The 18,514-nt window shown below is 65.1% G+C and carries 17 protein-coding genes and 1 pseudogene; 8 read left to right on the plus strand and 10 right to left on the minus strand.

What is annotated here, in order from left to right; translation table 11 throughout:
- Positions 1–449 precede the first annotated feature (449 nt).
- Entirely contained in the window at positions 450–764 is a 315-nt protein-coding gene (locus AWB83_RS34735; RefSeq protein WP_087050125.1) for a DUF4148 domain-containing protein, read from the minus strand.
- Positions 765–1,166: 402 nt separating this feature from the next.
- Between AWB83_RS34735 and AWB83_RS34740 the strand changes: the two genes are divergently transcribed.
- On the plus strand, positions 1,167–1,493 hold the full coding sequence (locus AWB83_RS34740) for a DUF4148 domain-containing protein (RefSeq protein WP_087050126.1): 327 nt from the start codon (positions 1,167–1,169) through the stop codon (positions 1,491–1,493).
- Between the two features lie 185 nt (positions 1,494–1,678).
- On the opposite strand, the pseudogene AWB83_RS34745 reads toward AWB83_RS34740, so the two are convergent.
- From AWB83_RS34745 to AWB83_RS34755, 3 genes and pseudogenes are all read right to left on the minus strand, one after another.
- Positions 1,679–2,222 (minus strand): annotated as a pseudogene (locus AWB83_RS34745) (FAD-dependent monooxygenase); the annotation flags it as partial.
- Between the two features lie 92 nt (positions 2,223–2,314).
- Positions 2,315–3,439, minus strand: a complete 1,125-nt coding sequence (locus AWB83_RS34750; RefSeq protein ID WP_096059412.1) for a hypothetical protein — start codon at positions 3,437–3,439, stop codon at positions 2,315–2,317.
- 250 nt (positions 3,440–3,689) lie between these two features.
- Positions 3,690–3,905, minus strand: a complete 216-nt coding sequence (locus tag AWB83_RS34755) for a hypothetical protein (RefSeq protein ID WP_087050127.1) — start codon at positions 3,903–3,905, stop codon at positions 3,690–3,692.
- Positions 3,906–4,171: 266 nt separating this feature from the next.
- On the opposite strand from AWB83_RS34755, the gene AWB83_RS34760 reads away from it, so the two are divergent.
- Positions 4,172–5,215, plus strand: a complete 1,044-nt coding sequence (locus AWB83_RS34760) for a T6SS phospholipase effector Tle1-like catalytic domain-containing protein (protein WP_087050128.1) — start codon at positions 4,172–4,174, stop codon at positions 5,213–5,215.
- A 239-nt stretch (positions 5,216–5,454) separates the two neighbouring features.
- Positions 5,455–7,083, plus strand: coding sequence for a hypothetical protein (locus tag AWB83_RS34765; protein ID WP_087050129.1), 1,629 nt, complete (start codon positions 5,455–5,457; stop codon positions 7,081–7,083).
- Positions 7,084–7,086: 3 nt separating this feature from the next.
- Here the strand turns inward: AWB83_RS34765 and AWB83_RS34770 are convergent, their stop codons facing one another.
- A complete protein-coding gene (locus tag AWB83_RS34770) occupies positions 7,087–7,473 on the minus strand; it encodes a hypothetical protein (RefSeq protein ID WP_087050130.1) in 387 nt (128 codons plus the stop codon).
- A gap of 165 nt (positions 7,474–7,638) precedes the next feature.
- Between AWB83_RS34770 and AWB83_RS34775 the strand changes: the two genes are divergently transcribed.
- Entirely contained in the window at positions 7,639–8,397 is a 759-nt protein-coding gene (locus AWB83_RS34775; protein WP_087050131.1) for an SDR family NAD(P)-dependent oxidoreductase, read from the plus strand.
- A 91-nt stretch (positions 8,398–8,488) separates the two neighbouring features.
- Here AWB83_RS34775 and AWB83_RS34780 read toward each other — a convergent pair whose 3' ends face one another.
- From AWB83_RS34780 to AWB83_RS34795, 4 genes are all read right to left on the minus strand, one after another.
- Complete coding sequence (locus AWB83_RS34780) at positions 8,489–9,733, minus strand: porin (RefSeq protein ID WP_087050132.1); 1,245 nt, start codon at positions 9,731–9,733, stop codon at positions 8,489–8,491.
- A gap of 594 nt (positions 9,734–10,327) precedes the next feature.
- Positions 10,328–10,600 (minus strand): hypothetical protein, encoded by a 273-nt coding sequence (locus tag AWB83_RS36905; protein ID WP_167389195.1) that lies wholly within the window; start codon positions 10,598–10,600, stop codon positions 10,328–10,330.
- Between the two features lie 97 nt (positions 10,601–10,697).
- Complete coding sequence (locus AWB83_RS34790; protein ID WP_087050134.1) at positions 10,698–11,861, minus strand: Rieske 2Fe-2S domain-containing protein; 1,164 nt, start codon at positions 11,859–11,861, stop codon at positions 10,698–10,700.
- 133 nt (positions 11,862–11,994) lie between these two features.
- Complete coding sequence (locus AWB83_RS34795) at positions 11,995–12,924, minus strand: LysR family transcriptional regulator (protein WP_087050135.1); 930 nt, start codon at positions 12,922–12,924, stop codon at positions 11,995–11,997.
- Positions 12,925–13,021: 97 nt separating this feature from the next.
- Between AWB83_RS34795 and AWB83_RS34800 the strand changes: the two genes are divergently transcribed.
- On the plus strand, positions 13,022–13,960 hold the full coding sequence (locus AWB83_RS34800; protein ID WP_244197996.1) for a DMT family transporter: 939 nt from the start codon (positions 13,022–13,024) through the stop codon (positions 13,958–13,960).
- A gap of 20 nt (positions 13,961–13,980) precedes the next feature.
- Here AWB83_RS34800 and AWB83_RS34805 read toward each other — a convergent pair whose 3' ends face one another.
- Entirely contained in the window at positions 13,981–14,628 is a 648-nt protein-coding gene (locus AWB83_RS34805) for a DUF938 domain-containing protein (protein ID WP_087050136.1), read from the minus strand.
- Positions 14,629–15,012: 384 nt separating this feature from the next.
- Here AWB83_RS34805 and AWB83_RS34810 point away from each other — a divergent pair, with 384 nt between their 5' ends.
- The 3 genes from AWB83_RS34810 (at position 15,013) to AWB83_RS34820 (ending at position 18,225) form a co-directional block, all read left to right on the plus strand.
- The gene (locus AWB83_RS34810; protein ID WP_087050137.1) at positions 15,013–15,579 is read left to right on the plus strand and encodes an ankyrin repeat domain-containing protein; all 567 of its coding nucleotides are present in this window, start codon (positions 15,013–15,015) and stop codon (positions 15,577–15,579) included.
- Between the two features lie 164 nt (positions 15,580–15,743).
- Positions 15,744–16,958 carry a PRC-barrel domain-containing protein gene (locus AWB83_RS34815; protein WP_087050138.1) on the plus strand — a complete coding sequence of 405 codons (1,215 nt, stop codon included), beginning with the start codon at positions 15,744–15,746 and terminating at the stop codon, positions 16,956–16,958.
- Between the two features lie 31 nt (positions 16,959–16,989).
- Positions 16,990–18,225: an MFS transporter gene (locus AWB83_RS34820; protein ID WP_087050139.1), complete on the plus strand. Its 1,236-nt coding sequence runs from the start codon at positions 16,990–16,992 to the stop codon at positions 18,223–18,225.
- Positions 18,226–18,514 lie beyond the last annotated feature (289 nt).

The raw sequence follows: 18,514 nt of genomic DNA on the forward strand, positions 1-18,514 counted from the left end.
GTCGGCCTGCATCACCGCGTCGAAGCGCGCTTGCCCGGGCGAGGCCGCGAGCGGGTCCGCGTGGGCGTCGGTGGCCGGCGCGGGCGGGGAGAGGTCGAGGGATTGGGTGTACATGGCGGGCTCCGCCGTCTTTTTGAGATGCGATGGAGCGAGTATATCCATTAACCGACCGTCCGGTTGATTAATTTTGTTTGCAACTACCCTGACGTAAATAGCATCGCGATAACCCGTAACCCATGGAACAGTCGGCAGACGCAAAAAAGCCCAGCCGGAAACCGGACTGGGCAAAACCACCGGTAATCCGGCGGCGGAGGTTGCTTCACGTTCGCGTACGACGCGCCGGAAGCGCATTTCGAGTTTTGTATGCAATCGACCAGGACGAGCGTCTGCAGCACGGCTCATCGTCCGCGCTGGAGGCTCGGTTTCTCGTCGTTCGAAACTTCCAGCGGTTATTGACCGAAGAACACGCCTTGCGGATCGACGCGCTTGCTCACGCTACCCGACTGCGTCGCGGCGCCCGTCGATGCGCCATAGCCCGTCGCTTGAGCCTGGGCCATACGCACTTCGGCGACGCGCGCCTCCGCAGTCTGAAGCTTCGCCGGGTAAGACGGGTCTTCTGCCGCGGGCGAATAACCCGCCTTCTCGAGTTGAACGAGTTCAGCGCGAATCTCCGCACGGCTCGCGGGCTCGCTCGATTGCGCAAACGAAGCGAGCGGTGCGGACAACACGGCTGCAGCGATGACTGCGTGGACCCATGATTTCATGATCGACTCTCCCCTTTCATTCGTTAAGCCCGGCGCCCTGACGAACTCAGACATGCCGAACGGACGACGAAAGTGTAGATGCACAGCAGTAAAGGATCATTCACCGATACGAGGAAGCATCTTTACGAATCCGGTAATGAAGAGGGCGCATTCACGCCAACCAGTATTGCAGAGCAACATGCAGATAGCGGTCAAATGCATTTTCTTGCCGACGGGCCGCGTCATCGAACGGCCACTTTCGTGCGATGCAACGCCGTCCTCACCCAATTGTTCCCGTTTCGACAAAGATCATTCAACGGAAACGAGAATGATCTTCGGAGGGCGCGTCTTTACACTTCGTTCACAAGCTGCTTAACACGAAACCGGCAGCACGATCAGAAATCCGAATCGGAGGTAGTCACCATGAAGACGTTCATTTCCGCAGTCGCAGTCGCCGCTGCTCTCGCCGTCCCCGCCCTCTCCTTCGCGCAGCAGTCGAATGCGCCGTTGACTCGCGCGCAAGTGCGCGCCGATCTGATTCAACTGGAGAAGGCCGGATACAACCCGAACATCAGCGATCCGTCGTATCCGTCGAACATCCAGGCTGCGGAAGCCCGCGTGAGCGCGCAGACCGTCGCGCAAGCGACGACGCAAACGAGCGATTACGGTTCGGTCGCGGCTGGCTCGTCGCAATCGGGCCGCACGATCGCGGCCCAACCGCGAGCGCTCGGCACGTACTTCGGCCAGTAAGCCGACAGCATCGCCAGCCGAAGCGCCTCGGCTGGAAAAGCAAAGAGCGGCATCCTTGCGATGCCGCTCTTTGCGTTTTGCATGCGTAATGCTTCATGCACGATGTTATTTTGCATGCCGAATGCATGATGCAAGCGACAACTGATGATCGCCTCAACGCTCGCGACGATCGCAGAGTTCGGTTCTCAGGCTTGCGCCAAGGCGCGGGTCCGGGCCGCTTCGAGACAGCGCGCCGGATTCCACGCATAGAGCCACGAGCGCATCGTAGAAGCGCTCCTGCGAGCGCCCCGCCCACAGGGAGTTGCGCACGAGCCGCTCGATACCCGCGGCATGATAGGCGCGTCCCATCTCCCGCACCGACAACACCACGCGAGCCGCGTGCGCTACCCGCGCCGCTTCGTAGAGCTTCAACGCAGCGGGAATATCGTCGCCGGCGTCGTCGATAGCCGCGCCGAGCGTGACCGCATCTTCGAGCGCCATGCATGCGCCCTGTGCGAGGTATTGCATCATCGGATGCGCGGCATCGCCGAGCAGGGTCGCGCATCCGCGGCTCCACTGCTCCACCGGATCGCGGTCCGCCGTGCTCCAGCGTCGCCATGATGTCGGGCAGCTCAGCAGTTGACGCGGCCGCGCATGCACGCCCTCGAAGTACGACAGCACTTCTTCGCGGCTGCCGTCGGTGACGCCCCACGTCTCCTTGTCGCGGCTGTGGAACGTGACGACGAGGTCGTCGATGTCGGTCATCGGGCTATGGTAGTCACGGCCCTTCGTCCAAGAAAGAAGAGGAAGGACCGCGACCAGCCCCATGCGCCCGATGAAACCTAGTTCGCCGGGATGGTCACGATGGGCGACTTGGTCGTGTCCGTCACTTCGGCGAGCGCCATCAGATTCTGCACGACCGTAAACGCGTATTTCGAATCGAAGTCGCCGCGATCGATCCAGTACGACGACTTGTCGTACAGCACGCTCACGTAGGCGTCCTGCGGCGGCTTTTCGCCCGTCTTCACGATGATCGTCGGCCGCGTCTCTCCGCCGATGAGGCCGATCGTCGGCTTGGTCGCGCCGTTGCCCACCTGATCGGACGGCACGGAAATCTGCGCGCCGAGATCCGTCAGGATGCCGAGCACCGAGCGCGTGACCATCGGAATGCGGTCGTGATCCGCCGCCTGACCATAGACGATCTCGTAGGTCTTCATCTTCGGCGAGAGATGCAGCAGCTTTCTCACGAGCGCGAGGTCGTCGGCGACTTCCTTGCTCGCCCCGCTTCGCGTCGCGCCCAGCGTGATGAAGACGCCGCCCTTGTCGGCGTTGTTGCCCTTGTTGCCCTGGCGCTTTCCGTCGCCCTTGTCACCCTTGTCGTCATCCGTATTGCGCGACTCGATGTTCAGCTCGCCCGCCAGTTGCAGCCGGCGCAACACCCGCAGCAGCAGAAAGAACTCGGACGACCCCGCTGCGTTCGGCCCGCCCAGCGCCGTGCCGTTCTGCAGGCCGCTGATCGATTGCGCGGTGATGCGCAGAAGCAGGTCGATCGGGATGCCGCTTTCCGCGAGCGGCATGACGAGCGTCGGCGAAAGCGGCCGGATGTACGCGCTTGCGTAGGCGTCGCCGGTGGTCGGCGTGAACGTGAAGGTCGGATGGTTCGAGTAGGAGACGCTGCCCGTCGCCTGCGCATAGTTCGGCTGCGCGCCGGAGCCGGCGTTGAGGATGGCGCCGCCGGTGGCATCGAATGTATAGGCGGCGATGATGCTGCTCACGGTGAGGAACGACGGCGCGTCCGCGAAGCGCAATCCGACAATCGCGGCAAGAATTTCACGCTTCTTCGCATCGCCGAGCGCCCGGGCGTAATCCACCTGATCGGCTTTCAGACGGCCCGGGCCGATGCCCGCGCAGCCTGCTGCGAGAAAGGATACGGAGATGATGGCGATCGATAGGGCTTTCCTTGTCATGGCTCTGAATGAAGGGGTAAGGAGGATCGTCGGCGCATGGCCGCGGAGCACCCGGGCGGCAGCCGCAAATTTCATACCTTTGGGCGCGAAGGAAACGTGGGGCGATCGACCGGCGCGATTCATCGGCGACCGCGCGAGCGGTCTCGTCCGGCGCGTTGCACGCCGGATTTCAGCAGGCCGGACAGCCCGCGATGCAGGCGGCGAACCCGTGACGAACCTGGCGATTCGTCACGCCGCGAGCCGGGTCAGGTCAGGAAGCGCCTTGCCGCGTTTTCAGATGCGCGCGCTTCTCTTGAGAAGGTGCCTGAGCAATGTGTCGGCTCGCTTCCTTGTGCTGCGCGACGAGCGCATCGAGCCGGTCCTGCGCGAAGCGCGGGCCGTCGTCGCGTGCGAAAGCCGATGTGGCCGATGCGGCGAGCGTCGCCGCCGCGATCACGAGAGCCGTGGCGAAAGGCGTTTTTTTCATGATTCACCCCGCAATTGAGCGCGACCGATTCCCCGTCGGCCGCCCGGTCAGCATCGCACATCGGCGCAAAAGCTGCATGGCGCGCTCACGCGTCATTCGCGGCTGCATCCCACGCCTTTCCGCCAAAATCCAGCACGCCCGCGCACGAAGCCCGCTTTGCACCGTTCGCGTGCTTGCTTACGGCGCTCCGGTTACCTATTCCTTACATCGAGGCGCCTTTTGTCATACCGGCGCCATCGAGTCAGAACGACCGGAGACCCGCTCTCATGAATCTCGCCATCTTCTTCGACGGCACGTGGAACGAACCCAACGACCGCACCAACGCCTATCTGCTCTACAAGCTCGCGCCCGAAACCGACCAGCAGGAAACCTTCTACGTTCCCGGCGTCGGCACGCAGGGCAACGGCCTCTTCGCGCTCGCGAACAAGTTCCTGGGCGGCGCGTTCGGCGACGGCCTGAGCGAAAACATCAAGAGCGGCTATGCGTGGCTGTGTCAGCGTTACAAGCCGGATGCGAGGATCTACATCTTCGGCTTCAGCCGCGGCGCATATTCCGCGCGCAGCCTCGCGGGACTCATCCGCAAGTGCGGGCTCACGCACGACTGGAGTCCGCAGTCGATCGATCAGGCCTACGGCATCTATCGCGACAGGGACGTAGGACCGACGGCCGACTCCGTCGTCGCGTTTCGCAAGCAGTTCTCGCGGGAAGTGGATGTCGAATTCATCGGCGTGTGGGATACCGTCGGCGAGCTCGGCATTCCGCTCGACGGTCTGCCTGTGCCGGGATTTTCGAGCTACTACAAGTTCCACGACACGACGCTTTCGAACAGCACCAGGGCCGCCTATCACGCGATCGCGGCGAACGAGTTCCGCTCGCTCTACAAGCCGACCTTGTGGACGCCCGGCGACGAGGCGCGCGGCACGCTGCCGCTCGAACAGCGCTGGTTCGCGGGCGCGCATGCGAACGTGGGCGGCGGCTACGTGAGCCCGCCGCGCACGCCGGAAGACCTGTTGCCGCTGATTCCCGCCGAATGGCTGCGCCAGAAGGCGAAGGATCACCAACTCGTGATGGACGGGCCGATCGAAATACCGCCGCAAGCATTCGAGTCGGAGCCGATCGATTCGTACACCGAGTTCACCGCCCACCACCCGTTCCTGAAGGAAGTATGCAAGAAGGAACCGCGCGAGGCCGGCCTGGCGCTGAATGAAACGATCGATCCGAGCCTGCTCGCGCGCCTCGGGAAACCCGGCTTTCTCGACATGTATCCGGCGCTCGTCGCTCAACTGAAGGCGCTGCCCGTCGGAAAATAATTCAGGAATCCGCAGCGCGCGATGATGTTGTGTGCGCATGCACGCACACGGTCGCGCGAATCGATGCCTAGAATTCGACTATCAAACGTTTGCGATGCAAACGAATTGCGTCGTGTGACGCATAGTTTCGAACAGCGTGCACGGATAGTTGCATGTGAAACCATTTCGCATGGCACGCACGCTTCAGATCGACGTCCGCCCGCAGCGCATGCTCCGCCCGGACATGAGGGGAGAGCGGCATGAGCGTACCCACGACACCGGATTTGGCCGGACACGGCAGCCCGGGCGAAATCGAGCCGCCCGTGAACGGGACGGACGAAGACATCGGCAGCGGCCAGCCCGGCCCGCGCGTCGCGGCGGATCTCGCGAAGTGCGAAGCGCTCATCTCGCATGCCGCGGAGACCGGCACGCTCCTTGAAAAGACCGACGTCGACGCGGTGCGCGGCGCCCGCAGCGCCTTCGATCAGGGCGTATGGAATCGCGCGATCGGCAGTGCGTTCTATGGCGCGATGAGCCGCATCGCGGCGTCGGTGCAGTATCCGGGACGGCGCATCGTCGACGATCTCGATCACTGCCGCGACATGGTTTCGTACGGCGCGCAGAACGGCAAGGTGCTCGACGAGCACGATATCGAGGCGATGTCGAAGGCGCGCGCCGCGCAGCAGGATCACACGTGGAATCCCGAGATCGAGAGCGCGTTCTACGCGGCGATGAGCCGCATCGCGCATGCGGTCGCGCCGGTCGTCGCCGAGACCGCCGGCGACGAAGCCCGCCAGGGCGCGCGGCGCGCGATCCGCATCTACACGCATTCGGCGATCGCGCTGACGGTGCTCGTCGTGTCGCTGTCGTGCCTGCTCTTCGTCGCCAATCAGGTTTCGACGGATATCGCCGCGGTCGTCAGGAACAACGATGCCGCCGCGCTCACCCTGCACAACCAGTTGCAGGCGCATGCCGTGGCGATCGCCGACGCGGACAGGAAGAAGGACCCGGCCGCGGTCATCGCCCTGCAGAACTCGCAGCCCGCGCTGCAGATCAAGGAGGAACTGCAGAGCTTCGCGACCAACAACCGGCAGTTGTTCGCTGACGTGTCGCGCATCAGCGCGTTCACGACGAGTCTCGGCCTCGGCGCGATCCGCAGTCCGTACAAGGCGCCCTGCAACGCCGAGGAGAACGTGCTCAACTTCCAGGGAGCCTACCGCACGTCGCATTCGCCGAAGTACTACGACGGCAAGACCGAGAGCCGCGACTGGCAATGCAATCCGGACATCGCGCGCAAGGTGCTGGAGATCACGCTGCCGCTGCTCGCCAAGCCGAATCCGGAACCGGGCGACACCAACCCGCCCACGGACGCCGACGCGGTTCAGCAGGGCTTTCAGAAAATCGCGGTGTATCAGGACATCCGCGCGATGGCGCTCTATGCGAACGACATCATCCTCTCGATCGTCGGCGCGGTGACGGGTTTTCTGCTGCCCGTGCTGTACGCGTGGCTCGGCGCGTGCGCGGCGATCCTGCGGCAGCTTTCCGCCGATTCGGCCGCCAACACGTTTCATCCCGAGCACTCGAAGGTCGCAAACCGCGCGCACGTGACGAGCGCGATCATCGTCGGCATTTCGATCGGGCTTTTCAGCAAGCTGCTCGAAGGCGGAAAGGATGTATCGCCGCTCGCGATCGCCTTCATCGCGGGCTACGCATCGGACAAGTTCTTCTTCTTTGTCGACCGGCTCGTCGGCGCGATGTTTCCGCCGCGCAGCGAGACACCCGGGCGGCCTTCGCGCAGTGACGGCGGCGGCGCATCCCGGCCGCCTGGCGCCGTCGCGAAAACCGCTCTGCCCGGCAACGCCCCCGCCGGACGGCCGCCGCGTCCCTGATGCCTAGAACAGGTGCGGCGGCGTGCGCTCGGTCATGTCGCGCGGAAGCGTCGCGTCGAGTTCGAACTCGACGCTCGGATAATCCTGCAGCCGGCCGCTGACCTCGGCTCCGCGCTCGCTCGTGAACAGGCCGTCGAGATAATCGAACGAAAGCTTGCCCGCGAGCGCCTTCAGCGCCAGTTCCGCGCTGCGCTTCGGCTCCGTGGCGAGATCACCCGAATCCACGCGGGCGCAGAATTGCCCGTTCTTCGATTCCATCGCGCCGATGTCGATCACCTTGCCGTCGACGTTCTGCGCGAGCACGCGCTGCTCCACCGCAAAAAGCCTGAACGGACGTTCGAAACCGGCGGCCGGCTCGGGACCGGCTTCCTTGCCTGGGCGATTGGACATGGTGCGTTTCTCCGCTGTGTGCATCGACCGAAACGATGCAGCAAGGGCCGCGCCCGGCGCATGGCTCCTTGCGGCGCAGCATCGACACGTCTTTCCTGCCCGCGTCGCGCCGTCCTACAGTGAACCATCCCCCAAGGAAAAGGAGCAGTCACCGTGAACGGAACCATGAACGGCAAGGTTGCGGTCATCACCGGCGCGAGCCGTGGACTCGGACGCAACGCCGCATTGAAGCTCGGCGCAATGGGCGCCGGCGTGATCGGCACATACAACCGCAATGCGGAGGCCGCGCAGTCTCTCGTCGACGAAATCGCGAGGGCGGGCGGCAAGGCGGCCGTGCTCGAACTCGATGTCGCCCGATGCGAGACCTTCGATGCCTTCGCGGATGCGCTTTGCAAGACGCTCGAGGACACGTTCGGGCGGGAGAATTTCGACTTTCTGGTGAACAACGCGGGCATCGGCATTCACGCACCCTTCGCCGAGACGACGCCCGCGCAATTCGACGAGCTCGTCAACATTCAGCTGAAGGGGCCGTTCTTCCTCACGCAGACGCTGTTGCCGTACATCCACGAGGAAGGCGCGATCGTCAACGTATCGAGCGGGCTCACGCGCTTCGCGCTGCCGGGTTACGCGGCGTACGCGGTCATGAAAGGCGGCATCGAGGTGCTCACGCGCTATCTCGCCAAGGAACTCGGGCCGCATGGAATCACGGCGAACACCATCGCGCCGGGTGCGATCGAAACGGATTTCGGCGGCGGCGTCGTGCGCGACGATCACGATACGAATCAGTTCATCGCGCAGAACACGGCGCTCGGGCGCGCGGGCGTGCCGGACGACATCGGCGGCGCGATCGCGGCGATGCTTTCGGAGGGCAATCGCTGGATGACGGCGCAGCGCGTGGAAGTGTCGGGCGGGATGTTCATCTGACGCGGCATTTTGCGCCGCGCGTCGGCAAAAAAAACCGGACGCCGAATGCGTCCGGTTTTCGTATCGCAGGCGTAATGCCGCGAAGCGTCGCTTAGAAGCGGTGGATGATGCCCACGCCCGCCGCGAACATGCTGCGTGAAGACGACGGCGCGCTCTGGAAGCCGTCGCCGATCGTAGCGTTCGCCGCGGTCTGACGATTCGCCGTCGTGCCCGGAACCGCCAGCGTGTTGCCGTTCGCGCGCTGGAACGCTTCGAGCGCGTACAGGCCCGTGCGCTTCGAGAGCGAGTAATACTGGGACAGGTTGAACTGGTGATACGACGCCGCATCGTTGATGCCGTTCGCCTTGCTCGCCCAGGTGTAGCTGTAGCCAGCGGCGAAGTCCCATGCCGAGGTCGCCTTCCAGTGCAGCACCGAGCCGACCGTGTTGAACACGGCTTCGTCGGTGAACAGCGAGTTCACGCCCGGGATGTACTGAACGTTCGAGTACGTGACCGAGATGTCCCACGCGCTGTTGAACTGATAGCCGCCCGCCACCGCGAAGCGCTGCTGAGCCTGCGCGCGCTGGTAGCCCGCGGTGATCGCCGAGACGCCCGGCTGGCCCGAACCGTCGGTCGCCGAGGTGCTGTTGATCGTGGTCGAGTTGCCGCTGTAGATGCCGCCGCCGACCGCCGCGTTGTTGATGCGCGAGAACGCCACCGCACCGCCGATCGGGCCTTGCTGATACTGGATCGCCGCCGTCCAGGTCGAGCCCTGGTAGACGCTGTCGGGTACGCCGGCGAGCGAGTACGAGCCGCTCACCGTGAAGCCGTAGAGCTTCGGCGAGGTATAGACGATCGAGTTGTTGGCGCGGTAGATCGTGTCCATGCCGTCCAGATCGCCCGGGTGCGCGCCGAAGTAGCCGGTCAGCCAGTTGGTCGGGCTATACGGCGAGAGCAGCGTGTAGTACGAGGTGTATTGACGGCCCAGGGTCAACGTACCGTAGGCGGCGTTCGTCAGACCGACCCATGCCTGGCGGCCGAACATCGCATTGGTGAACTGCTGGCCGCCGCTGTTGATGTCGAAGCCCGATTCCAATTGGAAGATGGCCTTGTTGCCGCCGCCCAGATCTTCGGCGCCCTTCAGGCCGAAACGGCTGCCCGCCCAGATGCCCGATGCCATCTTGACGTTCGAGCGGCCCGGGTTCGTCTTCGCCAGATTCGTCTGGCTGCTCTGATAGACGAGCGAATCGTCGACGATACCGTACAGCGTGACGCTGCTTTGCGCGAATGCCGGTGCTGCGGCCGCGAACGCCGTGGCTGCGACGACAGCGGCCTTGGTCAGCGTGAAACCCTTCATTTTTTCTCCTCAAGCGGTGGGCAGATTACTTCTGGACGAGTCTTGGAACCGGTGCCGCCGCGGCGACCTCACGTGTTTCAACCCGTAACTTTTATCGGTGGCAAGTGTATGGCTTACAGCCGAAATGCGAAAGAAAGACAGGAATTTGTGTCGTTTTTTTTCACTGTCTGGTTAACCAGTATTTTCTGCGGCGCAAGTATTCGGCAACCGGTCACGAAACTGGCGGCTGGCTGACGGAAACATGGCAGGTATTCGGCCGCTGGCGGGACCGATGGCTGACCCGCGTGCCCTTCTGACGGAGACTCCACGCCTGATTCGGGGCGCGAAAATGCCCCGCGCGCCCGTGGCGCAACGCGGGACGCGCGACTTATCGGGGAGGGATGGAGAAAAAAGGAGGGACGGACCGAAGCGAGGCTGTTCCGCGCGCCGTTACATCTGCGGTTACATCAATTCCGCGCGGAACCGGACTTCACGATGAATGCATGCGACTTTCGAAATGGCGCGCTGCATCGGCGAATCGAAAGAAATTTGCAATGCGCGCCGATGGGCCGTCGCGGCAAGGCTGCCGAACGGGCGCAGCGCAAGCCGCCCCGGTTACGGCTCGATCTTCGAGCGCAACTCGCGCGCGGTTTCCAGCAGGCCTTCGTAGCCCGAGCGCGCATGCGCGGGCAAGTCGGGATCGCCGACGAGCGTGCCGAGCGTCTCGATGATGCTGTACAGGATGCCCTTCGCCGCGCCCGCGGCCATCTTCCCCGCGGCGTAGGATTCGTCGACGTGCGAAATCGCAGCGTCGAAGTGCTCGACTTCCGGATGCGCTTCTCCGATATCCGATGCGTCGTCGCGCGGCTCGGTCGGGTCGCTGTTCATGATGAGTGTCCTCCGTACGTGATACCTGCTTTCTGTATAGCGCCACGCCGCGACGGGCGCAAATGAGTGGACGCCCTAAGCCCTAAGCGCCCATGCGTCAGGACGCGGGCAGCTCCTGCACCGGCTGGATGAAATGCACGCGTTGCGTGTCGCACGCGCTCCTACCCGCGCCGTGCGGCACGCCGTGCTCCATGAGCAGTGCGCGCAGCTCGTTGATGACCGGAAAGACCTCATGGTTGTGATCCGCGCCCTGCCGGTCATGCGCTTCCTGCTCGCGCTCGACGATCCACCGGTCCTCCGTGAAAATGCGCTCCGTAAACCAGACGAGCAACGGCCACGCGGCGTCGAGCAGGAGCGGAATCTTCGGCCGGCGGATCGACAGGAGACCAAAGGTGCGGTTCGTGCGCTGCTCGGCATCGAGCGGCACGTAGGCGATCCAGAGATCCATCACCATCGTCTCGTCCTTCGTGCGGATCTTGAGCGTCTGATAGGGGTATTCGGTGCGGATCGTCATCACGTCCTTCTGCGGGGCGTCGGAGGTCGCGCCGCGCTTCTGCCCGAACACGAGCGCCTCGCCGATCGGCTGCTTGCCCGCCTCGCGCTCGAACGTGTAGTCGACCTCGATCCAGTCCTCGCCGCGGCGGCGCCCGAGCGAGCGCGCGCGCATGCTGCCCATCTGCCGGCGATGCAGGAACTGATGGTTCATGTCCATCAGGTTCTCGTGCATGAAGGTGTAGTGGCACTTCACCTCGCGGCCGAAACGGCGCGTCTTGTAGGCGCAATCGCCGGCAGAGCCGAGTTCCGGAAACTTCGCCTGCTCCGCGAGCGCCGGATCGCCCGTAAACACGAAGACGAGCCCCGCCGCCTCGCGGCACGGATAGGCGCGCACGCCGTTGGGCAGACGCTCGCGGCCGAGATAGGGAATGTCGGTGCAGCGGCCGGTGCAGTCGTAGGTCCAGCCGTGGTAGCAGCAGCGGATCGACTCGCCGTCGACGACGCCCGCCGACAGCGGCACCTGCCGATGCGCGCAACGGTCCTCGAGCGCGAATACCTGGCCCGATTCGGTGCGCACGAGCACGATAGGGTCGCCCGCGAAACGCACGCCGCGCGTATGGCCGGCTTTCACCTCGCGCGACCACGCAAGCGGATACCAATGATCCGGATGAATGTCGACGCGACGCAGATCGCGCGGCTGCCTGGATGACGTTGACGTATCGATGGAACCGGCTTCCTGCTCGCCCTGCGGCAACGCTGCGTGCATGTACGACGCCTCCGGTGAAAGGGAGATCGGATTGAGCGCCGCGTGCCCACACGACGCAATGAACGACCATTCGCAGTCTACACGGCGACGCTGGTTTCGGCGCGAGCCGAATGGCTCGGGATTATGCCGATCGTCATGAGCGCTGCGCTTGCTGCCCGAGATGCGCGTGCAGATGGTCGATCAGCGCCCGCACCTTCGGCGGCAGGAAGCGGTTGGGCGGATAGAGCAGCCACACCGGCCCCTGATATGCGCGCGCCTGCATCTCCCAGTCGGCGAGGACGGCTTGCACGGCGCCCGCCGCGAGCGCATCGCGGGCGGCGAACTCGGGCAGCGCGGCGATGCCGAGACCGCGTTCGGCCGCCTCCAGCCGCGCGCCCGCGTGATTGGCGACATAGCGCCCGCGTACCGCGACGCTCACCGTTTCGCCGCGCTTCGTGAAGCGCCAGCGGTTGTCGTCGGCGGTTTCGCCGAGAAAGATGCAGTCGTGCCCCGCGAGCTCGCGTGGATGCGCAGGCGCGCCACGCTCGCGCAGGTACGCCGCCGATGCGCACAGCAGCCAGCGCACGCGGCCGAGCGGCCGCGCGGCGAGCCCCTGCGGCGGCTGGCTCGTCGCGCGGATCACGAGGTCGACATCGCTTTCGAGCGGGTCGATGTCGTGATCGGTGAAGACGAGTTGCAGATCCACTTCCGGATACGCCGCGAGAAACGCCGGCACGAGCGGATGAATCACGGATTTGGCGTAAGCCGTAGGCGCCGAGAGCGCGACGCGCCCCTGCGGCTTGCCCGACAGTTGCCCGGCGGCATCGACCGCACCCGATGCCGCCGCGGCCATGTCGCGGCAATGCCGGTACACCTGATACCCCGATTCGGTCACGCGCACCTTGCGCGTCGAGCGTTCGAGAAGGCGCGTGGCGAGCGCTTCCTCGAGGCGCTTGATCCGGCGGCTGACCGTCGATGGCGTGCTGCCCAGCTGCCGCGCCGCGACGGAGAAATTGCCCGCGTCGACGACGCGCGCGAACACCGCCATGTCGGGCATCAGGTCGAACAGATCGGCGGGGTTCATTTGTGCATTTGCGACAACAAGGCTATGCGCCGGCACCCGATTATCGCGCCAGACGCATCATTCGACAATGACGGCTCTACCCTGCCGGAGCCGCCACATGATGCCCGAATTGCCCACCCGCCGTCTGCTTCCCCTGGCCGATCTGCTGCTCTTCATCGTCGCAATGGTGTGGGGCAGCAGTTATGGCATCGTCAAGAGCGCGCTGGCGTTCTATCCCGTGCTCGCCCTCCTGGCGCTGCGCTTCGGCATCACGTTCTGCCTGCTGGCCGTGAATTTGCGGCATCTGCGGCGCGCGAGCGCGCAAACGCTGCGCGGGGTGCTCATCCTCGGCCTTTTGCTGCTCTCGATTTTTCTCACGGAAACCTTCGGCGTATTGCACACACGCGCAGCGAACGCCGCGTTTCTCATCAGCTTGTGCGTCGTGCTGACGCCGCTCGTCGAATGGGTGCTCCTGCGTCGACGACCCGGCGCGACCGAGTGGCTCGCGGTCGGCGTGTCGTTCGCCGGCGCGTGGCTGCTCGCGAGCGACGGCGCCCTCTCCTTCGATTTCAATCTCGGCGATGGCCTGATCCTCGCCGCCGCGGTGCTGCGCGCGCTCTCGGTCTGCGTGACCAAGCGCGTGCTGCGTGCGGCGCCCCTGCCCGCGCTCACTGTGACGGCCGTGCAGGCAGGCGTCGTTGCGGCGGGGAGCGCGGCGCTCGCGTGGGTTTTCGGGCCGTCGCAATGGCAGCCGTTGCCCGCGCTCGCGGGGCACGGCGTGTTCTGGGGATCGGTGCTGTATCTCGTGTTCGCGTGCACGCTCTTCGCGTTTTTCGCGCAGAACTACGCGATCGGCCGCAGCAGCCCCACGCGCGTCTCCTTGCTCATGGGCAGCGAACCGGCGTTCGGCGCGCTCTTCGCGAGCGTGTGGCTCGGCGAGCATGTGTCGGCGGCGGGCTGGATCGGCGGCGGGATGATCGTCGCGGCCTCGCTGATGGCGACGGTGCCGTGGCGAAACGTATTCGCTTCGCGTGCCGGCGCGGCGGGCGAAGCCTGAACTTTCTGGCGTGGTGATGATTACGCCTTCTTCCCGAAGACCAGACTGAAGTTGTTGGCCGGCATTGCGACGATTTCCTCGAGCGTAAAGCCGGCCTTTTCTCCCAGCGCCTCGACCGCCTCCATGTCGCGCACGCCCCAGCGGGGATCGTTCGCGCGTAATTGCGCGTCGAAGGCCTCGTTGCTCGGCGCCGTGTGCGAACCGTTGCGCCGATACGGCCCGTACAGGTACAGTACGCCCCCCGCGCCCAAACGCGCGCCGGCGCCGCGAAAGAGCGACTCGGCGGCCTCCCATGGCGCGATGTGGATCATGTTGATGCACACGATGGCCGCCACCTTGCCGATGCCCCATTCGTCGTTCCGCACGTCGATTTCGAGCGGCGCGTTCAGGTTCGCGAGCCCGGCGTGAGCGCGCCACGCGGCGATGGAATCGCGCGAGGCGGCGTCGGGATCGCTCGGCTGCCAGACGATCTGCGGCAGGGACGCCGCGCAATGCACGGCATGCTGCCCGGTGCCGCTCGCGATCTCCAGCACGACCCCGCTTTGCGGCAGAACGCGTGTCAGGACCGATAGAATCGCATCGCGATTGCGTTCGGCTGCGGGCGCGCGGCGGCGCGGCGCGGTATCGGGATGTTGCGTGTCGTCGGAGCGTGATGGGGCTTGCGTCATGATCGGTCGAGCGGAAGGTGCCGGAAAAGGTGTCAATGCTGGCGACGATGAAGGCGCGCAATCGCAGGCCGCATCGAGCCTAACGGGATGCGCGGCGCAGCGTCAAGCGAGCGTCGGGCGCCGGTCTCGCGCGAACGCAAGCGCCTCGCGCATGGCGCGATTCGTGCTGCCTCGGCGCGGAGCAAAGCGCGGCGCGCAGGCAAACCTGTGTATGCTCCCGGATGATCCCGCGTCCGCCGCGCATTTCCGCATGATGCGTATTGCATTCGAAATGCCATTTGGAATGCATTCCCAATGCATGCAAAACACCGGCCCCGAACATGCCGGCCATGCATGCCGACAACCCGGAATTGCGCGCGCGGCGCGATCGAAATGGAGTGAACCATGCAGCACGATCAGAACCAGGAGCCGACGAAGCAATCGAACGATGCCCCCGACGACGACATGATCGCGTTCGCGAGCGAAGTGTTCGATGTGGCCCGCCGCGGCGACGCCGCGATGCTCGGTGCGCTGCTCGCCAAGGGGCTGCCGCCCAACCTGCGCAACGACAAGGGTGACAGCCTCGTGATGCTCGCGAGCTATCACGGCCACGCGGACGCCGTGCGCGTGCTGCTCGAGCACAAGGCCGATCCGGACCTGCGCAACGACAACGGCCAGACGCCGATCGCGGGCGCCGCGTTCAAGGGCTTCAAAAACGTGATCGAAACGCTGCTCGATCACGGCGCGGATGTCGAAGGCGCGTCGCCGGACGGACGCACCGCGCTGATGATCGCGGCGATGTTCAACCGCGTAGAGATCGTCGATGTGCTGATCGCGCGCGGCGCAAATCCCGATGCGCGCGACGCCGGCGGCTTTTCCGCCCGCGACGCCGCCGAGAAGATGGGCGCACCCGACACCGCGGCGCGTCTTGCCGGGGCGGCGGATGCGCGCACGCGGCCGCCCGGCGCGTGAAAAGCTGGCAGGATGAGCGCGACCGTGCGCCAATACGTGGTTCGCGGTTCTTTGTATTCAATCGATTGCATTCAAGATTCAAGCCGCTTCGGCAATGCGCATGTCGAAGTAATCCGACAATCAATTCAAACAAGCAGGTGACTCGGAACCATGGAGCTTTTGCGATGACAGGCGGTTTCCTGCATCGGGGTGATGCGCCGTCGAACGGCCTTCGGGCGTCAGACCGCGCGTGCCGGGCCGACTGCGCCTTTCATGCGGCCGCGCGCTGGTTCTTGCATTCGATGGTGCGCTTGTTCGTACGTTTGATCGTGCAGCTGCCCGCGCTCGCCGCCGCGTGCGCGCAGACCTTGCGTGCGATGCGGTTCACCGCGAGCCTGCCGGTCTTCGCCGCGTTCGCGCTGTCGGCATGCGGACTGATGCCGCAGCAGACGCCGGCGCCGATCGTCGAGCACTCCTACATCCCGACGCCCGCCGAAGCCGGCCCCGCCGAGCCCGAGGAGCCCCTGCCCGCCGTCCAGGCGCCGGAACCCGCGTCCGCCGTGAAGCCCGCTCCCGCGCCGAAGCCGAAGCGCCGCATCGTCCGGCCTAAGCCGCCAGAGCCGGCCGTCACGCCGCCGCCCGAGCCGCCCGAGCCGCCTCCTCCGCCGCAGATCATCTCGACGCGCATCATGCAGCACGAGCAACTGCATGGCCTGCTCGATTCCGAGGTGCAGCGTCCCGACGGCAAGGTCGTCGGCCGCGCGGTGGACATGTACGTCGATGCATCGGCAAAGCCCAGGCTCCTGATGGTGAACCTCGCGGGCTTCCTCGGCGTCGGCGACCGCAAGGTCAACTTCCCGTGGACGGCCTTTCGCTTCACGCCCAATGCGAAGGGTGCGCCGATCACGTTCGTGCAGCCGCCTCCCGTGAAGGGCAAGCCGGCCGATCCGGTGCCGAAGCCTCAGCCCGTCAACGAGGCGCCGCCCAATCTCGTGCAGCTCGTCGATTCGACGGTGATGCAGAAGAACGGCGCGCGCATCGGCCGCGTGGTGGACGTGCTCGTCGATTCGCAGGCTCAGCCGGAGGCGCTCGTGCTCGATCTGTCGAGCTCGCTCGCGGGGGACAAGCGCCATGTCGCGGCCAACTGGGGCGACCTGCACGTCATTTCGCGCAACAAGCAGTGGCAACTGCAGATGGATTTCAACGACGCGCAACTGAAGGCATCGCCGACATACGCGCCCGAGCAACCGATCAAGATCGTTTCTCCTGTCGCGCCCGCGCCGGCTTCCACCGCGTCCGCCGCATCGGCTGCCCCGGCTTCGTCCGGGACGGCCGGCACGACGGCTTCGGGCGCCGTCGCGGCGCAGACGCCGGCCTCCGGCGCGCGCCCCGCCAGATAACGGATAACGACATCGATAACCGATTCACAACATGGTAATTGCACGCAGTCTGCGCGCGCTCGACTGGCTGAACTTCTTCGTCGCCAACGTGCAGACCGGCTTCGGCCCTTTCATTGCCTCGTACCTCGCGGCCAACAAGTGGACGCAGGGAGAGATCGGCCTGATGCTCTCCGTCGGCACGATCAGCGCGATGGCGAGCCAGTTGCCGGCAGGCGCGCTCGTCGACGCGATGCGCAACAAGAAGTTCGCCGCGCTCTCCGCGATCGTCGCGATCATCGTGAGCGCGCTGTTGCTCGCCGCGAGCCCGACGTTCGTCCCCGTCTTCGCTGCCGAAGTGCTGCACGGCTTCGCGAGTTGCATGCTCGTCCCGGCGATGGCGGCGATCTCGCTGGCCCTCGTTTCGCGCGCCGATCTCGGCGACCGGCTCGGCCGCAATGCGCGCTGGGCGTCGATCGGCAGCGCATTGACCGCGGCGCTGATGGGCGCGTTCGGCGAGTACCTGTCGCTGCGCTCGGTGTTCTTCCTGACTGCCGCGCTCGCGCTGCCGGCGATCGTCGCGTTGCGCATGATCCATTACGATGTGCCGCCCGCCGTGCCGCGCGCGCCTCCGGGCAAGCCGAAGCTCACGCCGGAGGGTGAAGAGCGCGAATCGCTGCGCGAGTTGCTGAAGGACAGGCGCCTGCTGATTTTCGCGGCATGCGTGGTGCTCTTTCACCTGTCGAACGCGGCGATGCTCAATCTCGCCGCCGGCGAGGTCACGGCGCACATGGGCGACAACGTTCAACTCGTGATCGCGGCGTGCATCATCGTGCCGCAGTTCATCGTCGCGGCGTTGTCGCCGTGGGTCGGGCGGCAGGCGCAGAAGTGGGGGCGCAGGCCCGTGCTGATTCTCGGCTTCTGCGCGCTGCCTGTGCGGGCGATTCTGTTCGCGGGCGTGAGCAGCCCGTATCTGCTGGTGCCGGTGCAGATGCTCGACGGCATCAGCGCGGCGGTATTCGGCGTGATGTTGCCGCTCATCGCGGCGGATGTCGCGGGGGGGCGTGGGCATTACAACCTCACGATTGGCTTCTTCGGGCTCGCGGCGGGTGTGGGGGCGACGCTTTCGACCGCGGCGGCGGGGTTCGCTGCTGATCGGTTCGGCACGGCGATGAGCTTTTTTGGACTTGCCGGCGCTGGGGCGCTTGCGGTGGCGATGGTTTGGCTCGCCATGCCGGAGACGCGCGGGGAGCGGGTTTTGGAGGAGCAGGAGAAACCTGTCAAGGTGTAGTGGTGGTTGGGGTTTTTGGCTTGCTTGTGCTTCTATGAAATCCTGAATTCTTAGTGGTCTATTGGTGTTGCCCCTGTGCGGGGCGGCAGTCACTTTCTTTGCTGCTGCAAAGAAAGCAACTGTATTGAAGGTCAAGTGCAAAGGCACAAGGAATCATGGTTTGGGTGGGTTCCAGGGCGTGGCATCGCGCATCATGGCGTTGAGCTGGGTGAGGAGCTTGCGCATGCCGGCGACGAAGGCGACCTTGGTCTTCTTGCCTTTGGCACGCAGCCGATCGCAAAACGCCTTG

Origin of the sequence: Caballeronia ptereochthonis, assembly GCF_001545075.1 — a bacterium.
GTDB classification, from domain to species: Bacteria; Pseudomonadota; Gammaproteobacteria; order Burkholderiales; family Burkholderiaceae; genus Caballeronia; species Caballeronia ptereochthonis.

Coding starts and splice junctions, on each gene's coding strand:
- AWB83_RS34795 (WP_087050135.1), bottom strand. CDS start 12,924: ATGAACCCCGCCGATCTGTTCGACCTGATGCCCGACATGGCGGTGTTC.
- AWB83_RS34770 (WP_087050130.1), bottom strand. CDS start 7,473: ATGTCCAATCGCCCAGGCAAGGAAGCCGGTCCCGAGCCGGCCGCCGGT.
- AWB83_RS34780 (WP_087050132.1), bottom strand. CDS start 9,733: ATGAAGGGTTTCACGCTGACCAAGGCCGCTGTCGTCGCAGCCACGGCG.
- AWB83_RS34815 (WP_087050138.1), top strand. CDS start 15,744: ATGACAGGCGGTTTCCTGCATCGGGGTGATGCGCCGTCGAACGGCCTT.
- AWB83_RS36905 (WP_167389195.1), bottom strand. CDS start 10,600: ATGAACAGCGACCCGACCGAGCCGCGCGACGACGCATCGGATATCGGA.
- AWB83_RS34790 (WP_087050134.1), bottom strand. CDS start 11,861: ATGCACGCAGCGTTGCCGCAGGGCGAGCAGGAAGCCGGTTCCATCGAT.
- AWB83_RS34755 (WP_087050127.1), bottom strand. CDS start 3,905: ATGAAAAAAACGCCTTTCGCCACGGCTCTCGTGATCGCGGCGGCGACG.
- AWB83_RS34805 (WP_087050136.1), bottom strand. CDS start 14,628: ATGACGCAAGCCCCATCACGCTCCGACGACACGCAACATCCCGATACC.
- AWB83_RS34740 (WP_087050126.1), top strand. CDS start 1,167: ATGAAGACGTTCATTTCCGCAGTCGCAGTCGCCGCTGCTCTCGCCGTC.
- AWB83_RS34750 (WP_096059412.1), bottom strand. CDS start 3,439: ATGACAAGGAAAGCCCTATCGATCGCCATCATCTCCGTATCCTTTCTC.
- AWB83_RS34810 (WP_087050137.1), top strand. CDS start 15,013: ATGCAGCACGATCAGAACCAGGAGCCGACGAAGCAATCGAACGATGCC.
- AWB83_RS34775 (WP_087050131.1), top strand. CDS start 7,639: ATGAACGGCAAGGTTGCGGTCATCACCGGCGCGAGCCGTGGACTCGGA.
- AWB83_RS34760 (WP_087050128.1), top strand. CDS start 4,172: ATGAATCTCGCCATCTTCTTCGACGGCACGTGGAACGAACCCAACGAC.
- AWB83_RS34820 (WP_087050139.1), top strand. CDS start 16,990: ATGGTAATTGCACGCAGTCTGCGCGCGCTCGACTGGCTGAACTTCTTC.
- AWB83_RS34800 (WP_244197996.1), top strand. CDS start 13,022: ATGATGCCCGAATTGCCCACCCGCCGTCTGCTTCCCCTGGCCGATCTG.
- AWB83_RS34735 (WP_087050125.1), bottom strand. CDS start 764: ATGAAATCATGGGTCCACGCAGTCATCGCTGCAGCCGTGTTGTCCGCA.
- AWB83_RS34765 (WP_087050129.1), top strand. CDS start 5,455: ATGAGCGTACCCACGACACCGGATTTGGCCGGACACGGCAGCCCGGGC.